The 6,033-nt window shown below is 67.2% G+C and carries 4 protein-coding genes; 3 read left to right on the forward strand and 1 reads right to left on the reverse strand.

The window, feature by feature from the left end; genetic code table 11:
* The first annotated feature begins 149 nt into the window (after positions 1–149).
* The 3 genes from ACWDSI_RS20260 to lpdA all read left to right on the forward strand — a co-directional run bounded on the left by ACWDSI_RS20260 (position 150) and on the right by lpdA (position 4,668).
* A complete protein-coding gene (locus tag ACWDSI_RS20260; RefSeq protein ID WP_449757658.1) occupies positions 150–1,280 on the forward strand; it encodes a hypothetical protein in 1,131 nt (376 codons plus the stop codon).
* 286 nt (positions 1,281–1,566) lie between these two features.
* Positions 1,567–3,201, forward strand: coding sequence for a serine hydrolase (locus tag ACWDSI_RS20265; protein WP_449757659.1), 1,635 nt, complete (start codon positions 1,567–1,569; stop codon positions 3,199–3,201).
* Positions 3,202–3,270: 69 nt separating this feature from the next.
* Positions 3,271–4,668 (forward strand): dihydrolipoyl dehydrogenase, encoded by a 1,398-nt coding sequence (gene lpdA, locus ACWDSI_RS20270; protein WP_449757660.1) that lies wholly within the window; start codon positions 3,271–3,273, stop codon positions 4,666–4,668.
* 312 nt (positions 4,669–4,980) lie between these two features.
* Here lpdA and ACWDSI_RS20275 read toward each other — a convergent pair whose 3' ends face one another.
* Positions 4,981–5,634 carry a class I SAM-dependent methyltransferase gene (locus tag ACWDSI_RS20275; protein WP_449757661.1) on the reverse strand — a complete coding sequence of 218 codons (654 nt, stop codon included), beginning with the start codon at positions 5,632–5,634 and terminating at the stop codon, positions 4,981–4,983.
* Positions 5,635–6,033: the final 399 nt, after the last annotated feature.

The following is a 6,033-nucleotide window of genomic DNA, read 5'->3' on the forward strand; positions in this document are numbered from 1 at the left end:
CCGGTCCTTGAGTTCCTCACTGTACTTGCGTGGTGCTGCCATGCTCTCCATCCTTCACAGGTTCGAGAGCCTCCGACAGACCCGGGGCGGTTCAGTTTTTGTTGACGGTCACCCAGGGTGATAACGGTCTTCAGGTTTACAGTCTGGGCGTGTTGTGGGTGGGTAACGGCAACGACGGTTCCACGGCACGTCCTGATGGTCAGAATGGTGGCTTGTTGTGGGGTAATGGCGGTAACGGGGTCACTGGTGCGGATGGGACCGCTGGTCGGGGTGGTAACGCCTGGTTTGTGGGTGTCGGCGGTGCGGGCGGTCACGGCGCCAACGGCACCGCGGCCAGCCCCAACGGTGGTGTCGGTGGTGTCGGGGGGCGTGGTGGTTTGTTGTTCGGTGGGTTCACCTTCACCGATGCCGGCCGGTTGGTGATGCTGTACGGCAATGGTGGCGCCGGTGGTGACGGCGGCACCGGAAAGGAGTTCTACGACGGTGGTTCTGGTGGTGCCGGTGGTGCGGGGGGTGACGCGGGATTCTTCGGACTCGGTGGCGCCGGCGGCGCCGGCGGCAACGGCGGCTTCGGCGCCCCCGTCGGTGGTGTTGGTGGTGTCGGTGGGGCCGGTGGGCGTGGTGGCCTGATCATCGGGGCCGGCGGGACCGGCGGCACTGGCGGCGCCAACGCCAACACAGTCGTGGCCGCAGCGTCTGGTGGTGCCGGCGGCAACGCCGGACTCATCGGCACCGGCGGCGCAGGCGGTGCCGGCGGCGGCGCAGGGCTCGGTACCGGCGGGGCCGGTGGTGCCGGCGGCAACGGCGGAGTCATCACCGGTAACGGCGGCGGCGGAGGCGCCGGTGGTACGGGTGGCGCCGCAGCCGACGGTTTTACGGGCGGCATCGGTGGTGGGGGTGGTGCTGGTGGCAGCATCGGCGGCACGGGCGGCGACGGCGGCGACGGCGGCGCGGGTGGCCATGGCAATGCCGGTGGTGCGGGCGGCGCTGGTGGTGGGGGTGGTGCTGGTGGCAGCATCGGCGGCACGGGCGGCGGTGGGGGCACCGGCGGCGCGGGTGGCCGTGGCGATTTCGACGCCGGTGGTGCGGGCGGCACTGGTGGTGGGGGTGGTGCTGGTGGCAGTGTCGGCGGTGACGGCGGCAACGGTGGCACCGGCGGTACGGGTGGCAATGGCTACCCCGGTGGTGCGGGCGGCGCCGGTGGTGGGGGTGGTGCTGGTGGTGTTCTCGGTAGTGATGGGGCTGCCGGCAGTGATGGTGCTGACGGCGGCATCGGTTAGGCACGCCGGGTGAGTTGATGTGGGCCGGTCCTGGTGGACCGGCCCACACTGCGTTCGTGTTCGGCGAACTGCGCCGCGCAGCGGCCCGCGGACGCGCCCACCAGAAGTCCGATGCACTCGGTGTGGAGATCCAGTCCGGCAGTCAAGTACGAAGGGGCCCTGTTCCGGCCGGCCGCGTGCGCAGACTGCGCGAATATCGGGGTAACGGCGCGGAGGCTTGGAGCGTTCAACTACCGTCAGTGCCAGTCGGCAGGCATCTGACCTGCCTCGACGGTCAGGAACGGCAATGGACGTGACCTCGACTCACCCCCGGGCTCGACGATCGGGTATCGGTGCGGCCGCCGCGGGACTGACCGTGGTGGCCGCGCTCCTCGCCGGATGCGCATCATCGGATTCGACCGGTGGCAGTAGTGCATCACCTGCGTCGGCTACCGCGCCCGCCGGCAACCCGAACCAGGCGGTGGCCCAACAGCTGCCGCCCAACGCCGTCGACGATGCGGTGGGACAGCTCGACGGCCTGGTGTCGGAGATGATGGCGTCCACCAAGATTCCGGGAATGGCAGTTGCGGTGGTCGAGGGCGACACGGTGAAATATGCGAAGGGATTCGGCGTCACCGACGTCACCACCGGCGCAAAAGTCAACGCCGACACCGTGTTCCCGCTTGCCTCCATGTCCAAGCCGATCGGGTCGACGGTGTTGGCCAAACTGATCACCGACGGTCGGATCACCTGGAGCACTCCGGTCGCCGCGGGCCTGCCGGGTTTCGTCCTCGCCGACCCGTACGTGACACGGACGGTGACCGTCGGTGACATGTACGCACACCGTTCCGGGCTGCCGGACCACGCCGGGGACAAACTCGAAGACCTCGGCTACGACAGGGCCACCATTCTCCAGCGGCTCCGCTACGTGCCGCTGCAACCCTTCCGGATCACCTACGACTACACGAACTTCGGGGTCACCGCGGCCGCCGAGTCCGTTGCACACGGCGCCGGGACGGACTGGGAGACGCTGTCGGCCGCGGCGCTCTACGGCCCCCTGGGCATGACGCGCACGTCGTCGCGTTTCGCCGACTTCGAGGCTCGATCCAACCGCGTTGTCGGCCACGTGAAGGTCGACGGGAAGTGGGTCAAGACCCCCGCGCAGCGCGACCCGGACGCGCAGTCCCCCGCCGGCGGGGTGTCGTCGTCGGTCAACGACGTCGCCCGCTGGCTCGAGATGCTGCTGGCCGACGGGAAGGTCGGCGGGAAGCAGTTCATCAGCCCCGACGCGCTGACCCCTGCGGTGACCCCGCAGATCGTGTCGGCACCGTCAGCCGAACCGGCCGACCGCGCCGGTTTCTACGGATACGGGTTCAACGCCGGCGTCGGTAGCGGCGGTCGCACCCGCTACGGTCACGCGGGTGCCTTCGCCATGGGGGCGGGAACGAACTTCCTGGTGCTGCCCTCGGCGAATGTGGCGATCGTCGCATTGTCGAACGCCGCACCGATCGGCGCGGTCGACGCCCTGTGTGCCGAGTTCCTCGACATCGTCGAGTTCGGCAAGGTCAGGGAGGCGTGGCGGGATCTCTACGCCACGGCTTACGCGTCGATCTCGAAACCGGAGGGAAGCCTCGTCGGCAAGCATGCGCCCGCGAATCCGGCTCCGGCACAGCCACTCTCGACCTATGCCGGTACCTACGGTAACGCGTACTACGGTCCGGCGACGGTGCGCGAGTCCGGCGGGAAGCTGGTGCTGGCGATGGGGCCCGACGGACAGACGACCCGCGAACTCACCCACTGGGACGGCAACACCTTCACCTTCACGCTGAGCAACGAGAACGCCGCACCGGGATCGGTCTCCAAGGTGACCTTCGACGGTCCCCGGATGACCATCGAGTACTACGCCGACGACATCAACGACGGCGTGTTCGTGCGGCAGTGACCGAGGACGTTACCGGCGGGTACCGCAACGCTGTGCGGCCGCCCGCGCGGTGGAAGTAGGCTGGCATTTGTGGCTGAACACTTTGAAACAGTTGTCCTGGGTGCCGGTCCGGGTGGGTACGTGGCCGCGATCCGGTCCGCCCAGCTGGGCAAGAAAACCGCCGTCATCGAAGAGAAGTATTGGGGCGGTGTCTGTCTGAACGTCGGATGCATTCCGTCCAAGGCGCTGCTGCGCAACGCCGAACTGGCCCACATCTTCAACCATCAGGCCTCCACCTTCGGCATGTCCGGCGAGGTCACGTTCGACTTCGGAGCCGCCTTCGACCGCAGCCGCAAGGTGTCCGACGGCATCGTCAAGGGCGTGCACTTCCTGATGAAGAAGAACAAGATCACCGAGATCAACGGGTACGGGGTGTTCACCGACGCCAAAACCATCGTCGTGCATGGCGAGGACGCCGATCGGGAGATCACCTTCGACAACGTCATCATCGACACCGGCTCCACCGTGAAGCTGCTGCCCGGCGTCGAACTGTCGGAGAACGTGGTGACCTACGAGACCCAGATCCTGACCCGTGAGCTGCCCGGCTCGATCGTCATCGTCGGCGCGGGCGCCATCGGCATGGAGTTCGGGTACGTGCTGGCCAACTACGGCGTCGACGTCACCATCATCGAATTCCTGCCCCGCGTGCTGCCCAACGAGGACGCCGACGTCTCCAAGGAGATCGCCAAGCAGTACAAGAAGCTGGGCGTGAAGGTACTCACCTCGACCAAGGTGCAGACCGTCAAAGACAACGGGGACAGCGTCACCGTCACCTACAAGGACGCCAAGGACAACGACGGCGAGATCACCGTCGACAAGGTGCTCATGTCGGTGGGATTTGCGCCGCGCGTCGAAGGGTTCGGGCTCGAGAAGACCGGGGTGGAGCTCACCGAACGTGGCGCCATCGCCATCGACGACTTCATGCGCACCAATGTCGAGGGCATCTACGCGATCGGCGACGTGACCGCCAAGCTGCAACTGGCCCACGTGGCCGAAGCGCAGGGCGTGGTGGCCGCGGAGACCATCTCCGGAGCCGAGACCATGACGCTCGGTGACTACCGGTTCATGCCGCGTGCCACGTTCTGCCAGCCGCAGGTGGCGTCCTTCGGGCTCACCGAACAGCAGGCCAAGGACGAGGGCTACGACGTGAAGGTGACCACCTTCCCGTTCAGCGCCAACGGCAAGGCGCAGGGGCTCGCGGAGCCGGCCGGCTTCGCCAAGCTGGTCACCGATGCGTCGACGTCCGAGCTGCTCGGCGGGCACCTCGTCGGCGACAACGTCTCCGAGATGCTCCCCGAGATGACCCTGGCTCACAAGTGGGACCTCACCGCGAAGGAACTCGCCCGCAACGTGCACACCCACCCGACGATGAGCGAGGCCCTGCAGGAGACGTTCCACGGTGCGATCGGGCACATGATCAACCTCTGACCGGCCCGCTGGTCGCGCTGGTTGAGCTTGTCGAAACCACCGTCCGCTGGTTGAGCTGCCATCCGCTGGTTGAGCTTGTCGAAACCACCTTCCGCTGGTTGAGCTGCCATCCGCTGGTTGAGCTTGTCGAAACCACCGCCGGGTTGAGCCCTTCTCGCCGGGTTGAGCCCCTTCCGCTGGTTGAGCTTGTCGAAACCACCGCCGGGTTGAGCGTGCCCACTTTCAGGTTGAGCGTGCCCTCGAAGAGTGTTCCGGGCACGCTCGACGCGGGGATCCGGGCACGCTCGACGCGGATCTGGGCACGCTCGACGGTCAGGGGTCGGGGGTGCGGGCGAGGACGTACTGCCCGAGACCGGTGACGGTCTGTTCGACGCCTACCGCCCCGGCGCGGCGGAACCGGTCGACGAGTTCGTGGTGGTCGAAGATCCGGTAACCGAACATCGACGTCAGCGCACCCACCCCGGGCAGCGACGTGAGATCGGTTGAGGCCGAGGCGAAAACGATGATCTCCCCACCCGGGCGGGTCACCCGGACCAGTTCGTCGATCACCGGAAGCGGATCGGGGATCAGGTAGAGCGCGGCCAGGCACGTCACCACGTCGAAGCTGTTGTCGGCCACCGGCAGCCGATGCGCGTCGGCTCGAATGTAATGCGCGCGGCCACTCCGATTGGTGCGCACCGCCTGCGTCAGCATGGGCGCGGAGAAGTCGACGCCCACACAGCGACCGTCCCCGGTGAGACCTTCGGCGATACCGCGCGTGTAGTTTCCGGGACCGCACGCGACGTCGAGCACGAGGCGCTCGCCGGGCCGCGAGAGATAGGCGCGTAGTGCGCGGTCGTAATCGGCGGTGGCGCTACCGCCGAGACTGAACAGCCGCGTGAAGGTGGGCCGCCACAACCGCTCATAGACCGCCGCGAACACCGGATTGCGCATGACGCGCAGCGTGATCGAATCGGCCCCGTCCATGGCTGCCACCGTAGACCGGGCCGACTCACGTTACCCGGAGAACCATGCACTCGCGTCGAGTGGCGGTCCCCCTTTCCGATGTCACCCGAAGAACCGGTGACCATTGATAGTGTGATGTCTGTGCCGGGCCTCGGCGGGCCGCGAATGATCAAGGCGCCCTTGGGTTGACACCGAGCGAAGGGGAAAACCCGAGGTGAATAACCCGTGAACCATCGGGTTGTGCCGGCATCGGCGCCCGGTGGACCGATCCGGAAGGACACCGCTGTGACGCCCATCAATCCCGAGACTGGACTGCCCGAGAACATGAACCGCCCCGGGTCTGTCGGAGGCTCTCGAACCTGTGAAGGATGGAGAGCATGGCAGCACCACGCAAGTACAGTGAGGAACTCAAGGACCGGG

The organism is Gordonia sp. NPDC003429 (genome assembly GCF_053588575.1).

What these genes read in the sequence shown, in the direction of transcription:
- ACWDSI_RS20265 (WP_449757659.1), top strand. Translation starts at nt 1,567, where the DNA reads ATGGACGTGACCTCGACTCACCCCCGGGCTCGACGATCGGGTATCGGT.
- ACWDSI_RS20275 (WP_449757661.1), bottom strand. Translation starts at nt 5,634, where the DNA reads ATGGACGGGGCCGATTCGATCACGCTGCGCGTCATGCGCAATCCGGTG.